The 24,741-nt window shown below is 59.8% G+C and carries 25 protein-coding genes and 1 pseudogene; 13 read left to right on the top strand and 13 right to left on the bottom strand.

What is annotated here, in order from left to right:
- Positions 1 to 41 precede the first annotated feature (41 nt).
- Both V6093_RS26090 and V6093_RS26095 read right to left on the bottom strand, forming a co-directional pair.
- Positions 42 to 758 carry a glycerophosphodiester phosphodiesterase gene (locus tag V6093_RS26090; RefSeq protein WP_004576988.1) on the bottom strand — a complete coding sequence of 239 codons (717 nt, stop codon included), beginning with the start codon at positions 756 to 758 and terminating at the stop codon, positions 42 to 44.
- A 31-nt stretch (positions 759 to 789) separates the two neighbouring features.
- Entirely contained in the window at positions 790 to 1,374 is a 585-nt protein-coding gene (locus tag V6093_RS26095; protein ID WP_003248801.1) for a PilZ domain-containing protein, read from the bottom strand.
- Between the two features lie 93 nt (positions 1,375 to 1,467).
- Between V6093_RS26095 and V6093_RS26100 the strand changes: the two genes are divergently transcribed.
- From V6093_RS26100 to V6093_RS26110, 3 genes are read left to right on the top strand one after another with little or no spacing between them, the layout of a single operon-like run.
- The gene (locus tag V6093_RS26100; RefSeq protein WP_003248802.1) at positions 1,468 to 2,718 is read left to right on the top strand and encodes a lipoprotein-releasing ABC transporter permease subunit; all 1,251 of its coding nucleotides are present in this window, start codon (positions 1,468 to 1,470) and stop codon (positions 2,716 to 2,718) included.
- Positions 2,719 to 2,725: 7 nt separating this feature from the next.
- The gene (lolD, locus tag V6093_RS26105) at positions 2,726 to 3,409 is read left to right on the top strand and encodes a lipoprotein-releasing ABC transporter ATP-binding protein LolD (protein WP_014753922.1); all 684 of its coding nucleotides are present in this window, start codon (positions 2,726 to 2,728) and stop codon (positions 3,407 to 3,409) included.
- Positions 3,410 to 3,469: 60 nt separating this feature from the next.
- Positions 3,470 to 4,711: a lipoprotein-releasing ABC transporter permease subunit gene (locus V6093_RS26110; protein WP_012053153.1), complete on the top strand. Its 1,242-nt coding sequence runs from the start codon at positions 3,470 to 3,472 to the stop codon at positions 4,709 to 4,711.
- Between the two features lie 39 nt (positions 4,712 to 4,750).
- Here the strand turns inward: V6093_RS26110 and cinS are convergent, their stop codons facing one another.
- Both cinS and cinR read right to left on the bottom strand, forming a co-directional pair.
- Positions 4,751 to 6,103, bottom strand: coding sequence for a two-component system sensor histidine kinase CinS (cinS, locus tag V6093_RS26115; protein WP_143999820.1), 1,353 nt, complete (start codon positions 6,101 to 6,103; stop codon positions 4,751 to 4,753).
- Positions 6,100 to 6,780 (bottom strand): two-component system response regulator CinR, encoded by a 681-nt coding sequence (gene cinR / locus V6093_RS26120; RefSeq protein ID WP_014753919.1) that lies wholly within the window; start codon positions 6,778 to 6,780, stop codon positions 6,100 to 6,102. The genes cinS and cinR overlap by 4 nt, the downstream gene beginning before the upstream one ends.
- 199 nt (positions 6,781 to 6,979) lie before the next feature.
- Here cinR and V6093_RS26125 point away from each other — a divergent pair, with 199 nt between their 5' ends.
- Together V6093_RS26125 and queF are read left to right on the top strand one after the other, a co-directional pair.
- Positions 6,980 to 7,507, top strand: a complete 528-nt coding sequence (locus V6093_RS26125; protein ID WP_014859663.1) for a plastocyanin/azurin family copper-binding protein — start codon at positions 6,980 to 6,982, stop codon at positions 7,505 to 7,507.
- Positions 7,508 to 7,575: 68 nt separating this feature from the next.
- Positions 7,576 to 8,406, top strand: coding sequence for an NADPH-dependent 7-cyano-7-deazaguanine reductase QueF (gene queF, locus V6093_RS26130; protein WP_012053150.1), 831 nt, complete (start codon positions 7,576 to 7,578; stop codon positions 8,404 to 8,406).
- A gap of 33 nt (positions 8,407 to 8,439) precedes the next feature.
- Here the strand turns inward: queF and V6093_RS26135 are convergent, their stop codons facing one another.
- Together V6093_RS26135 and V6093_RS26140 are read right to left on the bottom strand one after the other, a co-directional pair.
- On the bottom strand, positions 8,440 to 8,703 hold the full coding sequence (locus V6093_RS26135) for a DUF4404 family protein (RefSeq protein ID WP_003248815.1): 264 nt from the start codon (positions 8,701 to 8,703) through the stop codon (positions 8,440 to 8,442).
- A gap of 122 nt (positions 8,704 to 8,825) precedes the next feature.
- Positions 8,826 to 9,389 (bottom strand): hypothetical protein, encoded by a 564-nt coding sequence (locus tag V6093_RS26140; RefSeq protein ID WP_014859665.1) that lies wholly within the window; start codon positions 9,387 to 9,389, stop codon positions 8,826 to 8,828.
- 201 nt (positions 9,390 to 9,590) lie between these two features.
- Between V6093_RS26140 and V6093_RS26145 the strand changes: the two genes are divergently transcribed.
- Positions 9,591 to 10,298 (top strand): VacJ family lipoprotein, encoded by a 708-nt coding sequence (locus tag V6093_RS26145; RefSeq protein ID WP_012053148.1) that lies wholly within the window; start codon positions 9,591 to 9,593, stop codon positions 10,296 to 10,298.
- A gap of 34 nt (positions 10,299 to 10,332) precedes the next feature.
- Here V6093_RS26145 and V6093_RS26150 read toward each other — a convergent pair whose 3' ends face one another.
- Positions 10,333 to 10,632 (bottom strand): PilZ domain-containing protein, encoded by a 300-nt coding sequence (locus V6093_RS26150; protein WP_014859666.1) that lies wholly within the window; start codon positions 10,630 to 10,632, stop codon positions 10,333 to 10,335.
- A 270-nt stretch (positions 10,633 to 10,902) separates the two neighbouring features.
- On the opposite strand from V6093_RS26150, the gene rssB reads away from it, so the two are divergent.
- Complete coding sequence (gene rssB / locus V6093_RS26155) at positions 10,903 to 12,084, top strand: two-component system response regulator RssB (protein WP_108079321.1); 1,182 nt, start codon at positions 10,903 to 10,905, stop codon at positions 12,082 to 12,084.
- A complete protein-coding gene (gene rssC, locus V6093_RS26160; RefSeq protein WP_003248823.1) occupies positions 12,081 to 12,563 on the top strand; it encodes an anti-sigma factor antagonist RssC in 483 nt (160 codons plus the stop codon). Before rssB ends, rssC begins: the two co-directional genes overlap by 4 nt.
- 148 nt (positions 12,564 to 12,711) lie before the next feature.
- Here rssC and V6093_RS26165 read toward each other — a convergent pair whose 3' ends face one another.
- The 3 genes from V6093_RS26165 to dusA form a co-directional block, all read right to left on the bottom strand.
- Positions 12,712 to 14,562 carry an alkaline phosphatase D family protein gene (locus tag V6093_RS26165; protein WP_406669660.1) on the bottom strand — a complete coding sequence of 617 codons (1,851 nt, stop codon included), beginning with the start codon at positions 14,560 to 14,562 and terminating at the stop codon, positions 12,712 to 12,714.
- Positions 14,563 to 14,741: 179 nt separating this feature from the next.
- Positions 14,742 to 15,668, bottom strand: a complete 927-nt coding sequence (gene tal, locus V6093_RS26170) for a transaldolase (RefSeq protein WP_088513656.1) — start codon at positions 15,666 to 15,668, stop codon at positions 14,742 to 14,744.
- Positions 15,669 to 15,824: 156 nt separating this feature from the next.
- Positions 15,825 to 16,802, bottom strand: coding sequence for a tRNA dihydrouridine(20/20a) synthase DusA (dusA, locus tag V6093_RS26175; protein WP_265980362.1), 978 nt, complete (start codon positions 16,800 to 16,802; stop codon positions 15,825 to 15,827).
- 134 nt (positions 16,803 to 16,936) lie between these two features.
- Between dusA and V6093_RS26180 the strand changes: the two genes are divergently transcribed.
- Positions 16,937 to 18,058 (top strand): site-specific integrase, encoded by a 1,122-nt coding sequence (locus tag V6093_RS26180; protein ID WP_265980360.1) that lies wholly within the window; start codon positions 16,937 to 16,939, stop codon positions 18,056 to 18,058.
- Between the two features lie 1,129 nt (positions 18,059 to 19,187).
- Complete coding sequence (locus V6093_RS26185; RefSeq protein WP_265980357.1) at positions 19,188 to 19,946, top strand: DUF6602 domain-containing protein; 759 nt, start codon at positions 19,188 to 19,190, stop codon at positions 19,944 to 19,946.
- A 187-nt stretch (positions 19,947 to 20,133) separates the two neighbouring features.
- Here the strand turns inward: V6093_RS26185 and V6093_RS26190 are convergent, their stop codons facing one another.
- The 3 genes from V6093_RS26190 to V6093_RS26200 are packed head-to-tail and all read right to left on the bottom strand — an operon-like array spanning position 20,134 to position 21,172.
- Positions 20,134 to 20,409, bottom strand: coding sequence for a pyocin activator PrtN family protein (locus V6093_RS26190; RefSeq protein WP_265980355.1), 276 nt, complete (start codon positions 20,407 to 20,409; stop codon positions 20,134 to 20,136).
- A complete protein-coding gene (locus V6093_RS26195; protein ID WP_406669661.1) occupies positions 20,406 to 20,990 on the bottom strand; it encodes a hypothetical protein in 585 nt (194 codons plus the stop codon). The genes V6093_RS26190 and V6093_RS26195 overlap by 4 nt, the downstream gene beginning before the upstream one ends.
- Positions 20,987 to 21,172, bottom strand: a complete 186-nt coding sequence (locus tag V6093_RS26200; RefSeq protein ID WP_265980352.1) for a hypothetical protein — start codon at positions 21,170 to 21,172, stop codon at positions 20,987 to 20,989. The genes V6093_RS26195 and V6093_RS26200 overlap by 4 nt, the downstream gene beginning before the upstream one ends.
- Positions 21,173 to 21,689: 517 nt before the next feature.
- Here V6093_RS26200 and V6093_RS26205 point away from each other — a divergent pair.
- From V6093_RS26205 to V6093_RS26215, 3 genes and pseudogenes are all read left to right on the top strand, one after another.
- Positions 21,690 to 21,938, top strand: a pseudogene (locus V6093_RS26205) (lysis protein); the annotation flags it as partial.
- A gap of 366 nt (positions 21,939 to 22,304) precedes the next feature.
- Positions 22,305 to 22,970 (top strand): hypothetical protein, encoded by a 666-nt coding sequence (locus V6093_RS26210; RefSeq protein ID WP_265980348.1) that lies wholly within the window; start codon positions 22,305 to 22,307, stop codon positions 22,968 to 22,970.
- Positions 22,971 to 23,043: 73 nt separating this feature from the next.
- Positions 23,044 to 23,991 (top strand): collagen-like protein, encoded by a 948-nt coding sequence (locus tag V6093_RS26215; RefSeq protein ID WP_265980346.1) that lies wholly within the window; start codon positions 23,044 to 23,046, stop codon positions 23,989 to 23,991.
- Positions 23,992 to 24,741 lie beyond the last annotated feature (750 nt).

Raw genomic sequence — 24,741 nt, forward strand, 5'->3', positions numbered from 1 at the left:
CGACCGGTGGCCTGAGCCGGTCGGAGAGACCGATTTCAACCCTACCCGAGGGTGGTCTTGGCCAAACCGGGAAAGTCTGTAATCAGGCTGTCCACACCAAAGTCAGCAAGCCGGCGCATCAGTGCCGGCTCGTTGACCGTCCACACCGACACATGCAAACCCTGGCCCTGTGCTTTGAGCAGGCGCTCGGGGGTGCACAGCGTCCAGTTCAATGCCAGCAGTTCGCAGCCGTAGTTCTGTGCCACCTTCAGCGGGTCGAGCCAGGCGTATTCGGCCACCAGCCCGCGCTTCACATCTGGCACCAGTTCCTGGGCGGCGCCCAGTACTTCGCGTGAGCTGGAGGTGATGGTCACCTTGTCCAGCAGGCCATATTGCTGGGCCAGTTCACGGATCGCCAGGACGGTGGTGGCCGCGCGGGTGCGCGAGGCGCTTTTCACCTCCAGTTGCCAGTGTTCGAACGGGCATTTTTCGAACAGCTCTTCCAGTTTCGGGATCGGGCAGGGCTGCACATGGCCCGGGCCGCCTTTGCGGGCATCGATCTTGACCAGTTCGGCGGCCGGGTGCTCGACCACTTTGCCGCGCCGGCCCGTGGTGCGCTTGAGGGTGGGGTCGTGGATGACCATCAGTTCGTTGTCGGATGACAAGTGCAGGTCCAGCTCGCAGCGGGTCACGCCATGGGACAGGCATTGCTGAAAGCTCTTCAGGGTGTTCTCGGGTGCTTCGCCCTTGGCGCCGCGATGGCCGTAGATCAGGGTCACGTTCGTTCCTTCAAATCAGGGAGAAATTGGCTCAGGAGGCGGGGTCGTTCAGTTCCAGCTGCTGGCGCCGTTGCTGTTGCTGGCGCTGCAGGATGTAACGCGCCAGCAGTTGTCGTTGGGCATCGGTCATGTCGATGAACTCGGTGCCGACTTCGAAGCCGCCCTCCGGGCGAGGGTCGCAATGGGTGATCTTGCCGCGCAGCAGCAGGCCATGGGCGCGCGGCATCAGCACCATTTTCACTTTCACCCGGGTGCCGGGGGCAATCTGTGTGGCTTGGGCGGATTCGATGCCGCCTTCGGAAATGACCACCGGCAGCGGCTCGCCGACCTCGCCAAGCAGGGTTTGTGCAACCACCGCGCTGAGCAAGTCGAGGCGCTTGTTCTGTGCCCGCAGGAACGCGGCGAGGGTGCGGTCCTTGTCGCTTAGCTGGCGCAACAGGTGTTGCGACTCGAAGTCGGACAGGTGCAGCTCGCTGAGCAGGTTGAACAACGGCGAATCATCTTGCAACACATCTGGTTCAAGGGCTTCGGCCGCGCTAAGGGGGCTTATTTGAAGTGCGATCCGATCTTCGATGCGGTAGTATTCGCGGCGATCTTCTTCGTCTAATGTCGTCATGGCGAACCCAAGGTAGCGGCGGTGGTCCGAGTGTAAAGCCGCCGTAGGCGCCTCGCCACAAGGACGTTCCCTTTCATCCGAACAAGCCCCGACATGTTCAGACCTCTTTTCGCATTCATCGGCACGCGTTATACCCGTGCCAAACGTCGCAATCACTTCGTCTCGTTCATTTCTCTGACCTCGATGATCGGCCTCGCCCTGGGCGTGGTGGTAATGATCGTGGTGCTGTCGGTGATGAACGGTTTCGACCACGAGATGCGCACCCGCGTGTTGGGGATGATTCCCCATGCCACGCTGGAGAGCGGCCAGCCCATTGCCGACTGGCAGGCCCTTGCCCAACAAGTAAAGCAGAATCCGCAGGTGGTGGCGGTTGCACCGTTCACCCAGATGCAGGGCCTGCTGACCCATGATGGCAAGGTGCAGAAGGTGCTGCTCAACGGCATCGACCCTGCTCGCGAGCGCGAGGTGTCGATCATCGACAACTTCGTCCTGCAAGGCCGCCTGGACCAGTTGGCGCCGGGCGAGTGGGGCATCATGATCGGCGACAAGGCGGCGGCCAAGCTGGGCGTTGCCATCGGCGACAAGCTCACCTTCGTTGCCCCCGAGGTCAGCGTGACCCCCGCTGGCATGTTCCCGCGCATGAAGCGCTTCACCGTGGTCGGCACCTTCCACGTTGGCGCGGGGGAGATCGACGGCTACCTGGGCCTGACCAACATCAGCGACCTGTCCCGCCTGCACCGCTGGAAGCCCGACCAGGTCCAGGGCCTGCGCCTGAAGTTCGACGACCTGTTCCAGGCGCCGCGTGTAGCCTGGAGCATCGCCCAGCAGCTGGGCGAACAGGAGTTCTATAGCCGTGACTGGACCCGTACCCACGGCAACCTGTACCAGGCGATCCGTATGGAAAAGGCCATGATCGGCCTGCTGTTGCTGCTGATCGTGGCGGTGGCGGCGTTCAACATCATTTCCACCCTGGTGATGGTGGTCAACGACAAGCGCGGCGACATCGCCATCCTGCGCACCCTGGGCGCCACGCCCGGGCAGATCATGCTCATCTTCATGGTCCAGGGTACGGTGATCGGGGTGATCGGTACCCTGATCGGCGCCGTCGTCGGGATCTTCGCGGCCCTGAACGTGAGCGCGGCGATCGCCGGCATCGAGACACTGATCGGCCACAAGTTCCTCAACGCCGACGTGTACTTCATCGATTACCTGCCGTCGCAGATCCTGGCCCAGGACGTGTACATGGTCTGCGGTGCGGCACTGGTCCTGAGTTTCTTCGCCACCCTGTATCCGGCCTGGCGTGCGGCCCGCACCCAGCCTGCAGAGGCGCTACGTTATGAGTGAGTCGCGCATGAGTGATAAAGCCGTTCTGAGTTGCCGCAACCTGGGCAAGTCCTACGACGAGGGCCCGGAGTCGGTGCAGGTGCTGTCCGGGCTCAACCTGGAACTGCAGGCCGGTGAGCGGGTGGCCATCGTTGGCAGTTCCGGCTCGGGCAAGAGTACCTTGCTCAACCTGCTGGGCGGCCTCGACCGGCCGACCCAGGGTAGCGTGTGGCTGGCTGGCGAAGAGCTGTCGGCACTGGGCGAGCGTGCCCGTGGCCTGCTACGCAACCGCGAGTTGGGCTTTGTCTACCAGTTCCACCACCTGCTGCCGGAATTCACCGCCATCGAGAACGTGTGCATGCCGCTGCTGATCGGCCGAACGCCCATCCCCGAGGCCCGGGAGCGTGCCGAGGCGCTGCTCAAGCGGGTAGGCCTGGGCCACCGCCTGAACCACAAGCCGGCCGAGCTTTCCGGCGGCGAACGCCAGCGTGTGGCGATTGCCCGGGCGCTGGTCAACCGCCCCGGCCTGGTGATGCTCGACGAGCCGACCGGTAACCTCGACCACCATACCGCCCAAGGCATCCAGGAACTGATGCAGGAGCTGTCCAGCGCTTCGCGCACGGCATTCCTGGTGGTCACCCACGACCTCAACCTGGCGCGGCAGATGGACCGTGTGCTGAAGCTCGACGATGGCCACCTGGTGGCCATCTGATCGACTGCCGGGGTGGCAGGTGCTGCCCCGTTTTCCTGTTTCCATTGGGTGATTTCGTACATGTTCAGACCCTTGCCCATCTTTATCGGCGCGCGCTACACCCGAGCCAAGCGTCGCAACCATTTCATCTCGTTCATTTCGATGACTTCGATGATCGGCCTGTCGCTGGGCGTGCTGGCGATGATCGTGGTGCTGTCGGTGATGAACGGCTTCCAGCGCGAAATGAGCTCGCGCATTCTCGGCCTGGTGCCGCATGCCGCCATCCTGGGCGTGCAGCCGCTGGACGATTGGCACAAGGTGGCCGACGCCGCCATGAAGAATCCGGCGGTGATGGCTGTGGCGCCGATTACCGAGATGGAAGGCATGCTGTCGTACAAGGGCGCCATGCAGCCGATCCAGGTGGGTGGTATCGACCCGGCCGAGGAGGGCAAGGTTTCCATCGTTGGCCAGCACATCGTCCAGGGCCGTCTGCAGGGCTTGCAGCCCGGTGAGTTTGGTGTGGTTATCGGTGAGCTGACCGCACGCCGCTTCCGCCTGAACACCGGCGACAAGCTGACCTTGATCGTGCCGGAAATCAGCAAGGAACCGGGTGGCATCACCCCGCGCATGCAGCGCCTCACCGTGGTCGGCATCTTCAAGGTCGGCGCCGAGCTGGATGGGTCGCAGGCCTATATCCATGTTGCTGATGCAGCTGAGATGCAGCGCTGGGCGCCGGGCCAGGTGCAAGGTGTGCGCCTTAAGCTGCACGACCTGTATGCCGCTCCGCAGGTGGCCAAGGCGATTGCTGCCGGGCTTGGGGACGCCTACCGGGCCGATGACTGGTCGCATACCCAGGGCAGCCTGTTCAGCGCCATGAAGATGGAAAAGACCATGATCGGCCTGTTGCTGATGATGATCATCGCGGTAGCGGCGTTCAATATCATCGCCACCCTGGTGATGGTGGTGAACGACAAGGGGCCGGACATTGCCATCCTGCGTACCTTGGGCGCCACGCCGGCGCAGATCATGGGCACGTTCATGGTCCAGGGCAGCCTGATCGGCATTGTCGGCACGCTGATTGGTGGCGTACTGGGCGTGATTGCGGCGTTCAATGTGAGCCAGATCGTCGGCTGGCTGGAGCGGGTGAGCGGGCAGCACATCTTTACGTCGGATGTGTACTTCGTCAGCAGCTTGCCGTCGCAGTTGCAGTGGGGGGATGTGGCGATCATCTGCACCGCCGGCCTGGTGATGAGTTTCCTGGCGACCATTTACCCGGCCTACCGGGCGTCGCAGGTGCAGCCGGCGATTGGCCTGGCGGTTTGATGTTTGCCTGAGATCCTGGGGGCGTAAAGCGCCCCAGGGTTACCGATCTTGAGCGAACTCGATCACGAATCGGGTCCACCCACCCTCGCACTCCGCCCGTATGCACCCGCCATGGGCCTGCACGATCGACCGGGTAATTGCCAAGCCCAACCCCGCATGCTCGCTGCTGCCTTCCCGCCGCGCCGGGTCCACCCGGTAGAAGCGGTCGAAAAGCCGCGGTAGAGCGGCCGGGTCGATAGCCAGCCCGGTATTGGCCACGTTGATCGTCGGCCCCGGCCCCAGGGTTACCTTGATCTGTCCTCCTGCCGGGGTAAAACGCATGGCGTTGTCCAGCAGGTTGGACAGCGCCCGGCGCAGCATATGCTGGTCGCCGTGCAGCACTGCTTCACCCTCGCGCAGCATCTGCACGTCGTTGTCTTCTGCCAGAGGCGCGTAGTACTCCAGCAGTGCATCCACCTCGTCATGCAGCGCCAAAGGCGCGTGCCCCGGTACCAGAAGGCCGTGGTCGGCCTTGGCGAGAAACAGCATGTCGTTGATCATCTGCGCCATCCATTGCAGTTCTTCCAGGTTGCCATGCAGCGCCTCTCGGTATTCTTCGAGGCTACGTGGGCGGGTGAGGGTGACCTGGGTGTGGGTCAGCAGGTTGGACAGCGGCGTACGCAACTCGTGGGCGATATCGGCCGAGAACGCTGACAGGCGCTGGAAGGCATCGTCCAGGCGCTGCAGCATCGCGTTCATGCTGCTGGCCAGCTCGGCCAACTCTTCGGGCATCTGCGCCACCGGCAGACGGGTGGTGAGCGAACGCGCTGACACGCTGGCGGCCACCTGGCCCATCTGCCGCAATGGGCGCAGGCCGCTGCGGGCGGCCCAGGCACCCAGTAGTGCGGTGGTTAGCGCCGACAGGCCGACCGTCAGCCAGATCAGCCGTTGCATGCCCTGCAGGAAGTGCTGGTGGTGGGTGATGTCGAGGTACAGGGTCAGTCGCGGCGACTGCATGGTGCCCTGTTTCAAGGGCACGGACAGGCTGCGGTAGTCGATGCCTTGCGCATGCAGGGTGGCCAGCCCGGTGGCCAGCGCTGCTTGCGGCAGCCCGCTGCGGCTTTCGAACCAGGTGGCGCCATTGCTGGCGCTGATACGCAAGGCCAGGTCGGCCTGGTGACTCAGTTCATCGCGCAGGGCAGGCAGGCGGGCCTGGAGCTCATCAGCCGTGCTGACATCAGCCAGTTGCGTACGAAACAAGGACAGGCGCGAGTCCAGCAGTTGTTGGTCAAGTTCGACGAAGTGCTGCTCGCTGGCCCGGCTGAATAGCAGGCCGGCGCCCAGCGAGACAGTGGCGGTGCAGGCGGCGAACAGCAGGGCCAGGCGGTTACCGAGGGAAACCCGGCGCATCACTCGGTGCGCTCTTCGAGTACGTAACCCATGCCGCGTACGGTGTGGATCAGCTTGTTGGGGTGCGGGTCGTCGATCTTCAGGCGCAGGCGGCGGATGGCCACTTCGATCACATTGGTGTCGCTGTCGAAGTTCATGTCCCACACCTGCGAGGCGATCAGCGATTTTGGCAGCACCTCACCCTGGCGGCGCAGCAGCAGCTCAAGGAGTGAGAATTCCTTGGCGGTCAGGTCGATGCGCTGCCCGGCGCGCTCGGCGCGGCGGCGGATCAGGTCCAGGCGCAGGTCGGCCAGGCTCAGGGTCGTGTCCTGGCTCGGGCTGGTGCCACGGCGCAGCAGGCTGCGTACCCGGGCCAGCAGTTCGGAAAAGGCGAACGGCTTGACCAGGTAGTCGTCGGCGCCCAGTTCCAGGCCATGCACGCGATCCTCGACGGCGTCGCGGGCGGTCAGGAACAGCACTGGCGTATCCAGGCCTGCCTGGCGCACGGCCTGAAGAATCTGCCAGCCGTCGCGGCCAGGCAGCATCACGTCGAGGATCAGCAGGTCGTGGTCGCCGGTCAGGGCGAGGAACTGGCCGGTCTCGCCATCGGTAGCCAACTCGGTGGCAAAGCCGGCCTCGCTCAGGCCTTGGCTCAGGTACTGGCCGGTGCGGGCCTGGTCTTCGACGATCAGCAGTTTCATGCACTGTCCATATTCTGAAAGATTGTGCGTAGCCTATGGCGTCGCTTTACCGCTAGCACAGGGATAATGGGGTGGGTGAAATGATACGTGACGATGTGCCCGCTCGCCCAAACTGACGAAGTTGTAATGTGCCTGTCAGGTAACTGCCAGTCGCCCCGGCTAATGTGGCTTCATCCTGCTGTGTATTCCCGGAGTCATCATGAAACACCTGTTCATTGCCGCCACCCTTGCCCTGGGCAGCCTGCCGGCTGTCGCTAGCCAGGCGCAGAGCTTCGCCTTTGGCGAGCCTGCCCCGGCGGCCAAGGCCACCCGCACGGTCAACGTGGTGCTCAAGGACATTGCCTTCGAGCCCAAAAGCCTGCAGGTAAAAGCCGGCGAGACGGTGCGCTTCGTGCTGGTCAACGAGGGCAACCTGCCGCACGAATTCAACCTGGGCGACAAGGCCATGCATGCCGAACACCAGAAGGAAATGGTTGCCATGCAAGGCAAGATGTTCACCCAGGCGATGAACCACGAAGGCATGGATCACGGCAAGATGATGAGCCACGGCCAAATGATGGACCACGGCGATGGCCATGGTCACGGGGGTGGCAATACTGTGATGGTTATGCCCGGCCAACGCGCCGAGCTGACCTGGACCTTCCGCCAAACGGTGCCCATCGAGTTTGCCTGCAACGTGCCGGGGCATTACCAGGCGGGTATGGTGGGGGCATTGACCATTGAGTGACTGGCCCTGCAAGGCGGGGTGCAAAACCGGTAGACTAGGGGCATTTTCGAACCTCTAGGTCAGTTTCCATGCATCCCGCTGCCGAACATTCCCCGCTGGGCAAGTCCAGCGAATACATCGCCACCTACTCCCCGGAGCAGTTGTTCCCGATCCCGCGTACTGCCAAGTGGGCCGAGCTGGGCGTCACTGCACAGACCTTGCCCTGGCAGGGGGTGGATTACTGGAACTGCTTCGAGCTGAGCTGGCTGCTGCCTTCGGGCAAGCCGGTGGTGGCGATCGGCGAGTTCGCCATCCCGGCGGACTCGCCAAACATCATCGAGTCCAAGTCATTCAAGCTGTACCTCAACTCGCTGAACCAGACGGTGTTCGCCTCGCTGGACGCGTTGCAGGCATGCCTGGAAAAAGACCTGTCCGCCGCTGCCGGCAAGCCGGTGGGGGTGAAGGTGCGCACTTTGGCCGAGGTTGAAGCCCAGGGTGTGGTGGCGTTACCGGGGCAGTGCATCGATGCACTGGATGTGGCCATCAGCAACTACGAGCAGCCGCAACCAGAGCTGTTGCGCTGCGACCCGGCGCGGGTGGTGGAAGAAACCTTGCACAGCCATCTGCTGAAGTCCAACTGCCCGGTCACCGGCCAGCCGGATTGGGGTAGCGTGGTGGTTGAGTACAAGGGCAGGGCGCTGGACCATGCCAGCCTGCTGACCTACCTGATCAGCTTCCGCCAGCATGCCGACTTCCATGAGCAGTGTGTGGAACGGATTTACCTGGACTTGAAGAATCTGCTGCAGCCGGAGCACCTGACGGTCTATGCACGTTATGTGCGCCGCGGTGGGCTGGACATCAACCCGTATCGCAGCACCGGGGCGATCAGCCCGGATAACAAACGCCTGGTTCGGCAGTAATACAGGGGGGGCCGCTTAGCGGCCCCCGCTATTTCAGATCCCCATGCTGTGCAGTGAGTTGGCAATGCTGCGCAGGGTGGCAGTGAGGTCGGGGTGGTCGGCCTCGAAGCGTTCGATCGCCAGGTTCACGCCGTCCACCAGGTTGTTGTCTGGCGTGGCTTCCTCAAGTTTCAGTTGCGCCTCGATCTGGCGCGCCTCTTCGTGCAGGGCGGCCAGCTCTTCTTCCGAAAGCGGTACGTTGCGGTCCAGTTGCTCGCGCAAGCTGTTCAGGCGCTCTTGCAATTCGCGGGCAGGCATTGGCTATTCTCCATCAATGGCTTGGCAAGCCATGGACCTCGGCGGCGTGGCAAAGGTTCTGGCCTGTCTTCAGGGTAATCTACCTGCTGGCGATTTGCATGATCCGCGTCAAGGCTGCTGTATCAGGGTTTTTCACCCTTGCGCCGGCGCTGGGCGATGTCCACCAGGCAGGTGTCCAGCGCTTCCAGATGGTCGATCACCGAGTGCACGCCCAGGTTGAACAGCGCCAGCGTCGCCTTGCTGCGCGCCAGATCCTGCTCTTGCGGGCTCATGGCTTGCCATTGCGCAGAAGTGCGGTCGCATAACGGGCTGCAGGCGGCCAGGCCTACTGTCCACAAGCCGGCGTTAAGGCCAGACTGCAGCAGGCGCGGGTCGCCGCTGACCAATACGCAGCCATCCAGGCGCTCGCTGTCCAGCGCCATCAGTGCCTGCCAGCAAGCGTTCGGCGCTGGCCAGCGCACGCCATTGACCGCATGCCCTGGCAGCCAGTCGGGCAGTACATGGGCCAGGCGTTCGCTTTGCGCGGTATTGAGGTCATCCAGCCAAATGCACGGCACTTGGCGCTGACGCAGGCTGGCAAGGGTGGCCAGGGCGCCGGGGGCGGGTGATGGCGCGCCATGGGTAGCCTGCACCAGGCAGCCGCGCAAGCCGAACAGCACAGCAGTGAAGGCGGGCGCAGTGTCCATGGCAACTTCCCCCAAATGGTTCGAAGGCTATGCGTTGATTGTTACCGTCTTGTGACATCGGCCGCTGCGCAACAGTTGTTCACAAAATATTCAGCAAAAATGTGTAAGGCTGTTTATCAGCACGCAAGTCTCTATACTGCCGCCTTAACAGCAGCGCGACCTGTTGCGCTTGCGGCCGAGAAATTCGATGGAGAAACATCTATGCGTAGGATCGGTGCCAGTGTGATCGAACGAGTCACCCAGGCCTGTGTCTGCGCCAGCATGCTGCTGGCGCCCGTGGCAGCCACCCAGGCCGCCACCGAGGAAGATCCCTGGGAAGCGGTCAACCGCCCGATCTTCCGCTTCAACGATACCCTCGACACCTATGCCCTCAAACCATTGGCCAAGGGCTACCAAGCGGTCACTCCACAGTTCCTCGAAGATGGCATCCACAACATCTTTCGCAACCTGGGGGACGTGACCAACCTCGCCAACGACGTGCTGCAGCTCAAGCCGCATGCGGCGGGCGTGGATACGGCGCGGTTGATCGTCAACACCACCTTCGGCCTGGGTGGCTTCTTCGATGTGGGTACCAAGATGGGCCTGCAGCGCAACGACGAGGACTTTGGCCAGACCCTGGGCTACTGGGGGGTGCCGAGCGGGCCGTATGTGGTCATCCCGCTGCTGGGCCCAAGCACCGTGCGTGACGGTGTGGCCAAGTACCCGGACACCTATACCAAACCCTATCGCTACATCGACCACGTGCCTACGCGCAATTCGATCTTCGCGCTGGACCTGATCGACACCCGCGCCAGCCTGCTCTCGGCCGAAAAGCTGATTCAGGGTGACAAGTACATCTTCATTCGCAATGCCTACCTGCAAAACCGCGAGTTCAAGGTGAAGGATGGCGAGGTCGAAGACGACTTCTGATCTGTGAACCTGGGGCCGCAAAGCGGCCTCGGGTTCAATGCATGGCCAGAATCCGCAGCCCGAACTTCTGCTGCCCGCCCGGCTGGTCGGCAATCCATACCACTTCGGTGCTGGCATGCAGCCCCTTCAGCGCCGGATGGTCGGAGTCGATCCGTACCTCGATCTGATCACCCACCAGAAAGCGCTGTGGCGCCTGCACTTGCATGCCACCGCTGGACAGGTCCAGGCACACTGCCGCAATCACCTGGCCTTCGTGCAAAAGGCTGACCTCGGTGTCGATGCGCATGCGAATGAAGTCGCGTTTCTCGCTATGGCTGGAGGGCGTGTGGGGCATGCTGCATCCTTCCCGTCGGGTTGCGCTGGTCGACTTTCTTATAACTCCCGGTGATTTGCCCTGTAAAGAGCGGCGAGGTCGACCCCAGCATGCTTGAAACCCCTGCCGGATGGGAGTACCGTCTGCGCCTTACAAGGTACCTCTGACAGTTGCCGGGCAGGTGTTCTTGTCCTACAACTCAAGTAGAGTGTGACCATAAAGAATTCCCGTAGCTGGCCGTCTGCCTTGCCGACACCGCTGCACCAACCTAAATCGGCGCCGTTCGCCCACATGCAGAAAACCAGTGCAACGCTGCTGATCATCGATGACGACGACGTGGTCCGTGCCAGCCTCGCCGCCTACCTTGAAGACAGTGGTTTCAGCGTCCTCCAGGCCGGTAATGGCCAGCAGGGGCTTCAGGTCTTCGAAGAACACCAGCCCGACCTCGTGATCTGCGATCTGCGCATGCCGCAGATGGGCGGCCTCGAACTGATCCGTCAGGTGAGCGAGCGTGCGCCGCAGTTGCCGGTGATCGTAGTGTCCGGTGCCGGCGTCATGAGTGATGCGGTGGAAGCGTTGCGCCTGGGCGCCGCCGACTACCTCATCAAGCCGCTGGAAGACCTGGCCGTACTCGAGCATTCGGTGCGCCGCGCCCTCGACCGCTCGCGCCTTGTGCTGGAAAACCAGCGCTACCGCGACAAGCTCGAAGCCGCCAACCGCGAACTGGAGGCCAGCCTGCACCTGTTGCAGGAGGACCAGACCGCCGGTCGCCAGGTGCAGATGAACATGTTGCCGGAAAGCCCCTGGGTGGCCGACGAGTTCGCCTTCGAGCACCAGATCATCCCGTCGTTGTACCTTTCGGGTGATTTTGTCGATTATTTCCGCGTGGACGAGCGGCGCATTGCTTTCTACCTCGCCGATGTATCCGGGCATGGGGCGTCGTCGGCCTTTGTCACCGTGCTGTTGAAATTCATGACCACGCGCCTCATGTTCGAGCTCAAACGCAGCAGGATGCGTGAGTTCAAGCCGTCTGAAGTGCTCAGCCACATCAACCGCGGCCTGATCAACAGCAAGCTGGGCAAGCACGTCACCATGGTCGGCGGGGTGATCGACGAAGAGTCCGGCCTACTGACCTACGCTGTCGGCGGCCATTTGCCGTTGCCGGTACTGTACACCCCCGAGCATTGCCGCTACCTGGAAGGCCGCGGCCTGCCGGTGGGGTTGTTCGATGAGGCCACCTACCAGGACCTGGTGGTGGAGCTGCCCCCGCAGTTCAGCCTCAGCCTGATGTCCGATGGCATTCTGGACCTTTTGCCGGGTGATACGCTCAAAGATAAAGAAGCCGCCTTGCCGGAGATCGTCAAGGCAGCAGGTGGCAGTCTGGATGGGCTGCGTCAACGATTTGGATTGGCTACGCTTGGGGAGATGCCGGATGATATCGCCCTATTGGTGTTGAGCAGGAACCTTCAATGAGTACCGGTAGAATTCAGTTCGCCGAGCAGAGCGGTACCTTCGTACTGAAATTCGTTGGTGAAGTGCGCCTGACCCTGTGTTCGGCGCTGGATGCGACGATCGAGAAGATTTTCACTGCGCTGAACTTCTCGGCGATTGTCATCGACCTGACTGAAACCGAGAGTATCGACAGCACCACGCTGGGCCTGCTGGCGAAGCTGTCGATCCTGTCGCGGCAGAAGGTGGGCCTGCTGCCGACGGTGGTGACTACCAATCCGGACATTTCACGGCTATTGCAGTCGATGGGCTTCGATCAGGTGTTCAACATTGTCGATCGGCCGATACCCTGCACCGATTGCCTGACTGACTTGCCGTCGCAGGACCAGAATGAAGAGGTGGTGCGCTCCAAGGTGCTGGAGGCGCACAAGATCCTCATGGGCCTGAATGACTCCAACCGCGAAGCCTTCCATGATCTGGTCAATGCGCTGGAGCGGGGCTGATCTCTGGCCTGTGCCGGCCTCTTCGCGGGTAAACCCGCCCCTACGACGGCCTGCGCCCAAACACCAATGTGTGTCCACCCCCAATCAGGTGTAGGAGCGGGTTTACCCGCGAAGAGGCCGGCACAGGCTGTAAAAACTCTGAATCCTACTACGCCCGGTTTTTAAACTCTGTAGCCTCACCCCCGCCCGCATCCAGCTGGTACACCCGCGCCGGCCGCCCCTGTTCATCAAAAAACACCTGTCCCAGCCCGGCACCATTCCACAACCGTTCCCTCGCCTTGCTATGGTTCGGCGTGCGCGGCACCACTTCCATCTCCCGCCGCTTGGTAAACCAGTTGAGCGGCGAGCGCGGCGCATACAACCAGCGGTTGAGCCGGTCGAGCACATCCAGCAAACGCCGGGGGAACTCGTTCTTGATTCCGCTGCTGGTCACCTGCCACAAGTGCGGGCTGCGCTGGCGGTGGCGAATCAGCACCTCATACACGAACGAGTAATGCACATCCCCCGACAGCACCACGTAGTGCCCCGGCGTGCGCGAGTGGCGGAAGATATTGAGGATGACCTGCGCCGCACCGCGGTGGGCCATCCAGTTCTCGGCATCCACCAGCAGCGGGTAGCCCAGCCAGCTGAACACCTTCTGCACCGTCTCGATCAGCTTCACCCCGAAAATCGGCGCAGGTGACACGATGACCGCCGAAGGATGATCGAGCAGTGCCTGCTGCAATTCACTCAGCGCTTCCCAGTCCAGCAGGCCGGACGGCTTGGCCAGGTTGCTTTCGCTGCGCCAGCGGCGGGTGCGGGTGTCCAGTACCAGCAGAGGTGGTTCTGTAGGCAGGCTGAACTGCCAGCCCTGGAAGCGCAGCAGCTCGCCGATCAGCTCATCCTGGTTATGGCGGGTCAGCACCTGGCACTGTTCGATCAGCGGATTGCAATCGTCCGGGTTGTTGCCCCAGGCCTGGCAGAGCAGGTAGCCGAGCAAGGCGTTGCCGATGATCCTTCGCGAGAATGGGTGGCCGTAGGCAGTTTCCTCCCACTGCGCCGAGAGGTTCCAGTCGTCGGTGATGTCGTGGTCGTCGAAGATCATCAGGCAGGGCAGGTGGGCCATCACTCGCGCCACCTGACCGAGATTGTCGGCAAACCCCTGGATCAGCGGCAGCTCTTGCTGGTATCGGGCTTGATGCTCGTCGCTGAGCCCGCTGGGGATGCCCAGGTCCACCAGCTGCCAGGGCACCGGCGACCACACCAACAGGTACATGGCCATGACTTCGGCGAAGGTCACCAGGTGGTTGTCGGCGTTGCTGGACGAGAAGATCGGCTTGCGCTTTCCGCCGAAAAAACGCTCGCGCAGGGTGTCGTTGCGTTCCAGCGCCGGCAGCAGGTCGGCGCGGTGGTAGTAGCTGGCCGGGTGCTGGTACAGCGCCTGGCTGTCGGCTACCACCGCACCCTCCAGTTGCTCGTCGAACAAGCCCAGGCGCGAGATCAGGCTATGGATGGCGCGCAGCATGGGGCCAGCGACATCGTCTGCGTAAACCTGGTCGCCCGTCATCACTAGCACGGCGGGGCGGTCTTCGGGCTTCTTGCACCCCTGCAGCAGCCGGTCGGCGCACAGCAGGCCGTCGGCAGCAGGGTGGTGCGGCTTGCGGCAGGAGCCGTGCAGCAACTGGTCGAGGCGCTCACGCAGCACCAGGTTTGGGCGCTGGGCGCCCGGGTAGAGCAGGTGCGGCGCCCAGTCGGCGATACCCTGGCCATTGATCAGCAGGTCATAGTCGAGCAACTGGTTGCAGGGCAGGGGGCTGGCGAATTGGATGTCCAACAGGTGAACGTAGGCATGCCGGCCAATCGGCACCACCTGGCAATCGACGTGGACCTCGCTTGCCAGGCAGACGAACGCGGGCTGCAGCGGTTGGGTAGTGACCAGCCAGGCGGCCAGACGCTGGGGTTCCAGGCGGCGCAGTACCGGGCCGGCGAGAACGAGGGGCAACGGGTTAGGGGAGGTCATCGACAGCTCGGGTGGCTATGGCGGCCTGTTCGCGGGCAAGCCCGCCCTTACATCGATCGGTGTAGGAGCGGGCTTGCCCGCGAACAGGCCCGAGAATTCAATACACAACTAAGGCGTGGCAAGCAAAACGGGCGGAAAATACTGAACATTTCCCGCCCGTCAGGCAAACCCGAACTGTATCAGGCCTTTTCAGCCATCAACTTCTCTAGCTTTTCCTGGTCCCGCGCAAACTGGCGAATACCTTCGGCCAGTTTCTCGGTGCCCATGGCGTCTTCGTTCATCGCCCAGCGGAACTGGCTTTCGTTCAGGTGCTGCTTGGCTTCACCGGCGTTGCCCGGTTTCAGCACCTGCGGCAATTCACCCTGGTCATCACTCAGCTGCTGCAGCAGCTCGGGGCTGATGGTGAGGCGGTCACAGCCGGCCAGTTGTTCGATCTGGCCGATATTGCGGAAGCTGGCGCCCATGACCACAGTGTTGTAACCATTGGCCTTGTAGTAGTTGTAGATGCGCGTGACCGACTGCACGCCTGGGTCCTCGGCGCCCACGTATTCCTGGCCGGTGCTCTTCTTGTACCAGTCGTAGATACGGCCCACGAACGGCGAAATCAAAAACACCCCGGCATCGGCGCAAGCCTGGGCCTGGGCGAAGGAGAACAGCAGGGTCAGGTTGGTCTGAATGCCTTCCTTCTCCAGCTTTTCGGCGGCGCGAATGCCTTCCCAGGTGGAGGCCAGCTTGATCAGCACACGCTCTTTTGCCACTCCGGCCGCCTCGTACAGGGCGATCAGCTGACGGGCCTTGTTCAGCAGGGCTGGCTCATCGAACGACAGGCGTGCATCCACCTCGGTGGAGATACGCCCCGGGATGACCTTGAGAATGCCTGAGCCTACCGCCACCGCAAACTTGTCGCAGGCCAGGTCGACATTACCCATGGCGTCGGCCTTCACCTGCTTGAGCAGGTCGGCGTAGCCCGGGATGGCAGCAGCCTTGAGCAGCAGCGACGGGTTGGTGGTGGCATCGACCGGCTTCAGGCGGGTGATGGCGTCCAGGTCCCCGGTGTCGGCGACCACGGTGGTGAACTGCTTGAGTTGTTCCAGCTTGGAGGTCATGGGCGTGCTCTGTCCTGTGCATTTACTCGACATTACCCGAGCCCCGACAGCCGCTCAAGGGCCGCCGAAACCCTGCGGACCCGCTGGCCCGCACAGGGCTGTACGAAAGGTGAAGATTCGAGTCGCAAGCAAGCCCGAGGTTCCCTCCCTCTGAGGTCATCGCCCCTGCAACAACTCCACGGCCTGGTCAAACACCGCCAAGGGTTCAGCCGCCTTGTGAATGTCTGCCGACAGCAACTGGCGGAAGCGCCGCGCCCCTTTGAATCCTTGGGCCAGCCCCAGAATATGCCGGGTAACGTGGTGCATCGCACCGCCACTTTCCATATGCGCCACGATGTAAGGCCGCAGTTGCGCCAATGCCTCGCTACGGCTGACCACCGGCGCATCGCTGCCAAACAGTTGCTGGTCCACCTCGGCCAGCAGATAAGGGTTGTGATACGCCTCGCGCCCCAGCATCACGCCATCGAAGGTTTCAAGGTGTGCCTGGCATTCGTCCAGGGTCTTGATCCCGCCGTTGAGCACGATCTCCAGGTCCGGGAAGTCCCTCTTCAACTGCGCTGCGATGTCATAGCGCAGCGGCGGGATCTCGCGGTTCTCTTTCGGCGACAGCCCTTCCAGAATCGCGATGCGTGCATGCACGGTAAAACTCCGGCAGCCGGCCTCACGCACCTGGCCGACGAAGTCGCTCAGTTCGGCGTAGCTGTCACGGCCGTTGATACCAATGCGGTGCTTCACCGTGACAGGCGTCGATACGGCATCACGCATGGCCTTCACGCAGTCGGCCACCAGCGCCGGGTGAGCCATCAGGCACGCGCCGATCATGTTGTTCTGCACCCGGTCGCTCGGGCAGCCAACGTTGAGGTTGACCTCATCGTAGCCCGCTTCTTCAGCCAGGCGCGCACACGCGGCCAGGTCGGCCGGCACACTGCCGCCCAGTTGCAGGGCCAACGGGTGCTCAGAAGCATCGTGGCGCAGGAAACGGTGGGCGTCGTTGTGCAGCAGGGCACCGGTGGTGACCATTTCGGTGTAGAGCAGGGTTTGCCGGGAGAGCAGGCGCAGGAAGAACCTGCAGTGCCTGTCGGTCCAGTCCATCATGGGGGCAACGCTGAAGCGGCGGGACGGCTCTGGGCGCATGGTTTCTGGCTTAGCGTCTGATTTTGCGGTGTTTTCGTTCAACGTGTTTCTTACCGATTTTCGGGGGTTTTGGGGCGTTTTTACCAAGCGCTTGGTGCAATGTACCAATCGAATCAGGACGTGTACCAATTCTCATGGCAACGATCAGACCCCGCAAGAAGGCCGACGGCACCATCAGCTACACAGCTCAGATCCGCATCAACCGCGACAAGGTAACAGTCTACCAAGAGAGCCAGACGTTCGCCCGCAAACAGGCGGTGGTGGCCTGGGCGAAGCGACGGGAAACCGAGTTGGCGGAACCTGGTGCAATCGAGCGGGCCAGCCGGGTAGGGCACACGGTCAAGCAGATGATAGATCGCTACCTGGTCGAGGCCGAGAAAGCCCGGCCGCTGGGTGAGACGAAGAGGCGCACGTTGAATGCCATCAAGAACAGCTACCTGGGTGAGAAGGTGGATTCCGACCTCACCCAGCAGGTGCTGGTGGACTACGCGCTATGGCGCATGAGTCCTGAAGGTGGATGCATCAAACCGCAGACGGCCGGCAATGACCTGGCGCACCAGGGGTCGGTGCTGTCCCTTGCCAGGGCGGCGTGGGGTTATGAGATTGATGCGCAAGCAATGCCAGATGCGCGCCTCGTGCTGAAGAAGTTTGGCTACAACCTGAGGAGTCGAGAGCGGGATCGGCGTCCTACGCTGGATGAGATAGATAAGGTGATGGAGCACTTCTTCGAGGCGTTGCAGCGGCGTCCAAGCGTCATCCACATGCCCAAGGTTGTGGCCTTCGCGATCTTTTCGACCCGCCGAATGGACGAGATCACCCGCATCCTGTGGGAAGATCTGGATGAGCACCGGCAGGCAGTGAAGGTGCGGGACATGAAAAACCCCGGTCAGAAGATTGGCAATGATGTCTGGTGTTATTTGCCGGATGAGGCGTGGATCATCGTGCAGAGCATGCCCCGAGAGTGTCGCGAGATCTTCCCGTACAACACGGATTCAATCGGCACAGCCTGGTCGAAGGCATGCAAGATGAAAGGGATAGAGGATCTGCACTTCCATGACTTGCGTCATGAAGGGGTGAGTCGACTGTTTGAAATGGACTGGGATATACCGAGGGTTTCGAGTGTATCCGGGCACCGCGATTGGAACTCGCTGCGGCGGTATACCCATTTGCGTGGGCGAGGGGATGGGTATAAAGGCTGGAAGTGGTTGGATCAGATTATTCAGGCACCGGTTAAACTCGGCGCCCGGGCTGAATAGGCGGATGGGTAACGATGCTACCTCTATCAGCGCTTACTCGCGGTAGGCATCCGCTTTGGGGCGATTGCGGTCAGTTGCGACTGGCTGCTTTCGACTCATAGCGGCCTGTCGCGAGGGCCGCTATCGGCAAGAAGCAGAAACTCAAGTGACGGTGTCGCTTTCACAAAAAACTGTCATAGACACTTTGCTGGGGGCTTCGTGATCTCCAGCGTGCTCTAATCTATTTTTTCCCCATTCCCAGGTCACGTTTTGTGCTATCAACTAAAATGGTTCAAGGGCGCAGGCGGACAAGGGGGGATATGGTGCATGTAGCGTAACACCCTACTCCATGTGGCGCTTTTAGGGTTGGAAAACAGAAGAAATCGGGGAGGAAGCGTGACCTGTGACAGCTACTTACGGGGTCTCATTCAGAAATATACGGTAAATTCTGACGGGGCTAGGGCTGCTGGAAACCAGATATACCCATTGCTCGAAAAATGGGGCAATGGATACTTGCTCAGAGCTGAGTTCTCAGGCTCTCTCGCCAAGGGCACGGGTATCTCTTTGTCCACTGATGCAGACATCTTCCTTTCCTTGAGTTCATCTACTCCGGGTACACTTGCGAACATGTACGCAACGCTCGAAAATGCCGTTCGAGCTGGTGGTTATCCAGTTCGTAAGCAGGACGTTTCTATCGGGACGACGGTGAATGGATATTCAATCGACTTGGTGCCTGGTCGGCGGCAGTCCCAGTTCGGAAACGAGCACAGCCTCTACCGGAATCGAACTGACAGCTGGACCAAGACGGATGTCCAGAATCACATCACCACTGTGTCTGGCAGTGGTCGCATTGACGAGATCAGACTGATCAAGCTCTGGCGAACTCGACACGGCCTCCACTTCCCCTCATTCTATCTAGAGCTAGCTTGTCTTGATGCCCTGCGCTACGCGCGTCTAGGCGACTTGGCGACGAACACGTGGAATGTTCTGCAATACCTGAGGGACAATATTATGAGTGTCAGACTTTATGACCCTGCGAACACCAACAACACTGTTTCTGATGATTGCACAGCAGCCGAGAAATCAAGCATTGCTTCCCAGGCTCGCGTGTCCCTGAGCAAGAAGACATGGGGCGAGGTAGTCTGGTGAGGTGAACAAAGCAAAAGAAGCTTCGAAGATCGACGGGCGGGCCTTCTTGCGTGACGCGTTTGTAGCGGAACAGGAAGTTCTTCGACTTCAGCTTGCGCTATCGAGCAAGTCGATCACGCATAACGGTGTTATGGGTGAGGTCAATGAAAATCATTTTATTGAGGTGCTCAGAAAGTACTTGCCCAATCGCTACGCTGTAGCGCAGGGAATTGTTGTCGACTGCAACGGGGCCACTAGCGATCAGATTGATATCATTATTTTTGACCCGCAGTACACGCCAACCCTGCTCGACCAGCAGTCACATCGATTCGTTCCCGCCGAAGCTGTATACGCCGTCCTGGAAGCAAAGCCCAGCATCAACAAGCAGTATCTCGACTATGCTGCCAATAAGGCTGCATCGGTCCGCCGTCTCGAGAGGACGAGCGTTCCGATTCGGCATGCGGGCGGAGAACACCCTGCGAAGGCCCTCTTTCCCATCATCGCCGGCATTGTTGCGGTTGATGTTGGGTGGGCTGATGGGTGTGCCAGTGCGAGTCTCATTGAAACGCTCGGAGCGCTGACCGCCGAGCGTCGGATTAATCTCGGGATAGCGCTCTCTGACTGCGCCTTTCAAGTCAAAGAAGATGGCCTGCACTTCACCGAGAAGGAGGGCTCGCTCGCTGCCTTTCTCTTTTTGCTACTTGGCCGCCTCCAGGCGCTCGGCACCGTTCCCGCGGTTGATTGGGAGCGATATGGAGCAGTACTCAGCGGTAACGCTTAACCCTTGCTTAAGTTCAAGCCCAGTAGCTGTGTTTGGGGTCTCCCTCTGCCGCACTCTGGAGCGGCGTAGTTCAAACGCTATTGTCTGCGATGGGTCGTTAGCTGCCCTCACCAAAAGCCGGTCCGGGTTGATCGTCGACGATGTCGACGGCCACCGGCGCCTGGCCAGGCGAGGTGCAATCTCCCGGTTAGCCGGCCCGAAGCGTCTTGTTCAATTGCGCACACTCCTTACGGGCAGCCTCCCGCTGCTGATCCAGATATTGCGCCAGATCGGCAATATGAATGCCTCGTGCGCTCTTCTGGCTTGTCTCGAGCCTGGTGATAGGAAGCTTGATCTGTCCGGCAAGAACCTTCCGCTGAAACATATCAGGGGTGAGGTGGGTGAAGTAGTCGGTGCACACCTGGTCGATTGGGATGATGGCGAGTCCGTTGTATTGTGCCATCAGCATGAATGCTGTGTTCATGGACGTACCTCCATGACAGCGCTGTGATGGAAGGTGCGGGGCTTATTGGTCTTCAGATTCTTCCCATAGATAAAGCCGGGGCGAGACCACCAGGCTGCGCAGTGGCCTGTCACCTCAACTTCAGTCTTGTTCCCGCCGGCTTTGATCATTAGCCGGCTGCCGGTTGGATAGATCCGTCTTACAGCGGCCAGCAATTCGACCTGTGCCATCAGCAATTCGTTATCTGCCGCCCGTACTTCGCAGAGGCCCTCCGAGGTGGGGGTACTGCTGGGGTGGATGTTGCTGTCGGGCGTGGCGCCCTCCGGCTTGTTGAGGTCGCGACCACCCGCTGCACCGACGCATGGCATACCGGAGAGCATGATGCTGTTCTCGGGCTTGTAGCCCTCGGCGTTCATCGGGCGGTGGCACTGGTACTCGCGCTCCTCGCCGTCCACCGTGCCTGCTTTGTAGCCAGCCAGAAACACCAGGTAGTCGTTATGCGTGCGCGTGTCGGCGAAACCGGTCTTGTCCTTCTCCAGTTCCCGCTCGTCCAGGCCAAGAGGGTTGAGGCTGACGAACAGGTCTCTTGGATCGGTGTTCATGATTTGCGCCCTCGCATGATGATGAAGCCAGCGGCTTGACGGGTCTTCGAGCACTGGTCGTGATTGCCCTTCACGCGAGCTTTCCCGCAGATGTCGCAGATGAACGACATTGCGGGCCGAAGCATCGGCTGCATGCCCTTGGGCGTGCGGGTGGTCGGTGTGTAGGTCGATGTGTCGATCACAGCGAGTACCTCTCATGGACTCGGCGGGCGTTCGGGCTCAGGGCCAGATGCTCAAGGTTTGTGGCGCTGTTTGCACTCGGTAGCGTGCCTGTAGCAGTGGGGTGGGCGGCGCTTCTGCGATACAGCTTGAACAAAGTGGCGATCAGCGCCACGGTGAGCGCAAGGCTGATCAGCTGCCAGGTGCGTGTCGAGTCAGGCATGTTGACGTCCCTCGTTGAGCTGGCTGTGCACCTGTTTGCTGGCTAGTTCGAACAGCTCGTTAGCGGATACTGGCGTGACGGACTGCTCGCAGTTGCGCACGGCGTCAAACCGAGTGCGGTACAGCCCGGCCTGGCCGAGCCAAGCGACGGCGTGGTGCTCGGCGTTTGATACTGAGCAGTCGTGAGCTTCTGGGACAGTGCCTTGGTGATCTCGCCCGCACTTCCTGCAGTGATATGTGCCGCCGTCGTCACCCTCGCTCATGTACCAATCATGACGGTGTGTCCTCATGCGGCCTTCCTGTTGATGGGTGATATGCATGCGTGACCGTTTTGCTACCGCTGATCTGCGGCTGTCAGTCCTTGTCGATGCCGGAGCCCTTGCCGGCCAGGGTTGTGACGGTGGGGTGCGAGAAGCCGCCAGCGCCGGAGGCGTGGTACATGGAGCCATACGCGCCCAACTTGACTGAGCGCATGCTCAACGAATTGTCACCATCACCGACGAAGGTGACCGGGGGCTGATCGCGCTGCAGGCCTGCCAGGCCTACGTGCGCGAAGTCACACGATAGAAAGGACGATCATTAACGAGTGCGTACAGCCGGGCCAACCATTCCATGTTTCAAAAAGGCAGTGGCTAATACATCGCTGTTTCAAAGACATTTCTCGTCCTCAGTACAGGGCGAGAAGTGTGGGGCGACGGCGGCACTGTTCGCTATATTTCTGAGAAGTGCAGTACGGTATCTAGGTAAGTCTACCCATTAAGTGGTTGGGAGTGTGACGTGACGGCTGTTCGACTTACTCATTAACGGTATAAGGATGATTGCTTTTTGGAATAAGTTGTCCGTGATGATCAGTGGCGTGATAGTTTGCGATTTGTTTTAATCGATCTATATTTGAGGCTAGTGGTTTAGGGTGCGTGTCTTGAGGGGATTATCATGGATAATCTGATAGGTTCGCTAGGGACCATAGTGTTTCTCCTATTGGTTTTGTCAACGGCTGTCGAAATGATTTTGGAGGTATTTAGGGGTGGGCTTGAATTCGTTGGTGTGAATTTCGCAAAAGGGAAGTTAACGTTGGAAGAGGCATTGACATTTACAAATGAATTTATGCCTCAGGCCAATCCTGTCACTTCTCAAGTGCATGCGTTAAAAGTGGTAACATCTCAATTTAAGAAAAGGGCTGAAGCTCAAATTGAAGATATAAAAAATATAGAGGCTTTATTGGGGGGTGGTGTTGCGGCGGAAGCTTATTCGCCTGTGGTTGAAAAAATTCAAGGTATAGCATCGGATGTGCGAGATATCGTTAATCGCGAAGAAAGGAATAGAGTATTCATCTTGCGGGCTATATCTGGCGTCATAGGATGTGTTGTGGTGTTGTGTTCTGATTTTTACATTTTTGAATTGGTTCTAGGTTCGTTGAGTAAATATGGATTTGAAGGTGTTGGATACTCTGAGGTTTGGAGGTCTCCAACTTTAAACGTAATTGTCGGCGGTTTGGCCGCTTCTGCAGGAAGCTCATACTGGCATGATAAATTAGATAAAGTCCGAAATCTAAAAGAGTTGAGCGTGGCTGCTAAGAAGTTTCAATCAACAAGTGGCTAGGCTCTGCAGTAGGCTGTTGAAGTGTGTGAGGTGTACAAAATATTAGTTTTAGCCTATCAATATGAGGTGCGACATGTCGGAGCCTAATAAATTGTCATTGCCTGAAACGTCTCAGCGGACCGTGGAAGCATTATCCCTTATCGGTTCAAAGCCTATGACCGTCGGGGAATATACCGTTTCAGGTGAAAAGAAATGGTCATCTCCATTTTTAACGGTTGGTAAGCTGGTATTTGAAGCCGGTGCTGTTCTCGTATTCGATGTGAGCGTTACGAGGAAATATCAGAATATTTTAATTGTTGCAGAGGAAATTGTTTCAAAGGACCAGGAATCACTGGGGGAGATTAGATGGGCGGATCTAACACAGTCAGTGCCTCCTTCTCCCGGCTATGGTTCGTCTGGACAAGATATGGCAATTCATACTGGAGCTACGGGCGGGCAGGGTGGAGTAGGACCCGCCGGGATTGTGGGTGAGCCTGGCTATAACGCGCCCTCTCTTACAATCATGCTAAAAAAGCTTACTGGCGGTTTGAAGGTTAATTTAAAAGGCGAGGACGGGGGAGCTGGCGGTGTTGGAGGAATAGGGGGAGCGGGAGGCCAAGGCGGACGTGGTTCCCCTGCATCGCAGAATCTTTTCAATTGTATGGCTGGGGCGGGGGATGGCGGAACAGGCGGCTCTGGAGGTGTTGGTGGAGCAGGTGGAGCCGGAGGTAATGGCGGAAACGGTGGGACACTCACCCTGATATCCGAATTGGATGCTGTTGATGCTATCTCACGGCTCCTTGTTGTTGATTTGAGCGGAGGGGTTGGAGGCGCGGCTGGGCAAGGGGGCGAGGGTGGTTCCGGAGGGCCTGGTGGTCCAGGTGGACAAGAGTCAAAACCTTATTGCGTGGGTAATGGTGACCAAGGACCGGGAGGGGCTAAGGGTCCAAACGGATCAGCTGGCATACCAGGGGCGATTGGACAGCCAGGCGCTTATTATTTTGGTGGGTTGAGTATTGAAGACTTAGGAAAAATAATTTGATCTACTATATTTCCTGAAAATTAGCCTCAGTCATCAATTGATTGACGGCTGAGGCTTCACCATTTTGTAAGTTACAGCATACTTAAACAGATCATAAAGGAGGTTGTTGTGTGCACGTGATTTTTAGGGTGCGATTTAGCTTGCTCAGCCCTAGATCAAGGTGGGATCTGGTTTAGACCTCTCAAGTGTGGCGCCTTGATTTGGAACATTCCGACCCCACTCGGGTTACGGTCTTGAATGTCGACAATGCCTTCATCGCCGGTCAACTTGATCACCCGAATCATCCGATGTCGGCGGCCTCAAAGAGCTATTGCACTCCGGCAAGCACTGCGAATCAAGAGATGGCCAGCGGTCCTGATGATGTCTACGGCAGTTTACGCTTCAGCTCTGCTGGATTGGGTATGCATCCGTATCACTCATTCGCAGACGCCAAATCTCGGGCGCCTGCAGCATCCAAGTCTACGCAGCTGCTGGGAGCTGTGCGCCAGTTTAAGTCTTTAGGCGTCTTAATCAGCCCATTCCCGCTTACGCGCTCTATCGGGCCGGTTCAAATGCCTATCATTGGATAGGCCCGCGCTCCGCTGCTGAGGTTCACCACAATCTGTATTGCGTGATGCCGATTTGACATTATTCAGCCATCTGCTCAAGATATGTACAAGATTACCTAGGTTCAGAATTGAAAAAAACACGTGGGATTTTGTAGGGGATACGTTCAGGAATGAGTATTTTACATAGTTTATGGAATAGAGC

The sequence above is a fragment of the Pseudomonas putida group bacterium ESBL64 genome, from assembly GCF_045277175.1.
In the GTDB taxonomy this organism is placed as follows: Bacteria; Pseudomonadota; Gammaproteobacteria; order Pseudomonadales; family Pseudomonadaceae; genus Aquipseudomonas; species Aquipseudomonas alloputida.

Coding starts and splice junctions, on each gene's coding strand:
- V6093_RS26210 (WP_265980348.1), top strand. CDS start 22,305: ATGGATAATCTGATAGGTTCGCTAGGGACCATAGTGTTTCTCCTATTG.
- V6093_RS26180 (WP_265980360.1), top strand. CDS start 16,937: ATGGCAACGATCAGACCCCGCAAGAAGGCCGACGGCACCATCAGCTAC.
- V6093_RS26190 (WP_265980355.1), bottom strand. CDS start 20,409: ATGAACACAGCATTCATGCTGATGGCACAATACAACGGACTCGCCATC.
- V6093_RS26100 (WP_003248802.1), top strand. CDS start 1,468: ATGTTCAGACCTCTTTTCGCATTCATCGGCACGCGTTATACCCGTGCC.
- rssC (WP_003248823.1), top strand. CDS start 12,081: ATGAGTACCGGTAGAATTCAGTTCGCCGAGCAGAGCGGTACCTTCGTA.
- rssB (WP_108079321.1), top strand. CDS start 10,903: ATGCAGAAAACCAGTGCAACGCTGCTGATCATCGATGACGACGACGTG.
- tal (WP_088513656.1), bottom strand. CDS start 15,668: ATGACCTCCAAGCTGGAACAACTCAAGCAGTTCACCACCGTGGTCGCC.
- V6093_RS26215 (WP_265980346.1), top strand. CDS start 23,044: ATGTCGGAGCCTAATAAATTGTCATTGCCTGAAACGTCTCAGCGGACC.
- V6093_RS26110 (WP_012053153.1), top strand. CDS start 3,470: ATGTTCAGACCCTTGCCCATCTTTATCGGCGCGCGCTACACCCGAGCC.
- V6093_RS26150 (WP_014859666.1), bottom strand. CDS start 10,632: ATGCCCCACACGCCCTCCAGCCATAGCGAGAAACGCGACTTCATTCGC.
- V6093_RS26145 (WP_012053148.1), top strand. CDS start 9,591: ATGCGTAGGATCGGTGCCAGTGTGATCGAACGAGTCACCCAGGCCTGT.
- V6093_RS26095 (WP_003248801.1), bottom strand. CDS start 1,374: ATGACGACATTAGACGAAGAAGATCGCCGCGAATACTACCGCATCGAA.
- V6093_RS26140 (WP_014859665.1), bottom strand. CDS start 9,389: ATGGACACTGCGCCCGCCTTCACTGCTGTGCTGTTCGGCTTGCGCGGC.
- dusA (WP_265980362.1), bottom strand. CDS start 16,802: ATGCGCCCAGAGCCGTCCCGCCGCTTCAGCGTTGCCCCCATGATGGAC.
- V6093_RS26195 (WP_406669661.1), bottom strand. CDS start 20,990: ATGAACACCGATCCAAGAGACCTGTTCGTCAGCCTCAACCCTCTTGGC.
- cinR (WP_014753919.1), bottom strand. CDS start 6,780: ATGAAACTGCTGATCGTCGAAGACCAGGCCCGCACCGGCCAGTACCTG.
- queF (WP_012053150.1), top strand. CDS start 7,576: ATGCATCCCGCTGCCGAACATTCCCCGCTGGGCAAGTCCAGCGAATAC.
- lolD (WP_014753922.1), top strand. CDS start 2,726: ATGAGTGATAAAGCCGTTCTGAGTTGCCGCAACCTGGGCAAGTCCTAC.
- V6093_RS26135 (WP_003248815.1), bottom strand. CDS start 8,703: ATGCCTGCCCGCGAATTGCAAGAGCGCCTGAACAGCTTGCGCGAGCAA.
- V6093_RS26165 (WP_406669660.1), bottom strand. CDS start 14,562: ATGACCTCCCCTAACCCGTTGCCCCTCGTTCTCGCCGGCCCGGTACTG.
- V6093_RS26125 (WP_014859663.1), top strand. CDS start 6,980: ATGAAACACCTGTTCATTGCCGCCACCCTTGCCCTGGGCAGCCTGCCG.